Consider the following 208-nt stretch of genomic DNA (forward strand, 5'->3'; position numbering starts at 1 on the left):
GGAGGGGGGCGACGCCGGCGAGGACCCGGGCGGCGCGCCGCCCGGCACCCGCGCCGCGCGGATCGCCCAGCTGCTCGCCGCCGCCGAGGACGCCTTCGCCGCGGCCGCGGCGGCCCTCGCGCAGGGCGACCTGGCGACGTACCAGGAGCAGGTCGAGGCCGCCGAGGGTGCCGTCGCCGAGGCACTCGTGCTCTCCGGCAAGGCCGGC

At 82.2% G+C, this 208-nt stretch carries 1 protein-coding gene; it reads left to right on the plus strand.

All coding sequences use genetic code 11. From position 1 onward, the window contains the following. Positions 1–208, plus strand: a 208-nt coding sequence (locus tag QWY28_RS24250; RefSeq protein ID WP_300955441.1) for a hypothetical protein, incomplete at both ends; no start/stop codon positions are given.

Source organism: Nocardioides oceani (assembly GCF_030412965.1).
GTDB lineage: Bacteria > Actinomycetota > Actinomycetes > Propionibacteriales > Nocardioidaceae > Nocardioides > Nocardioides oceani.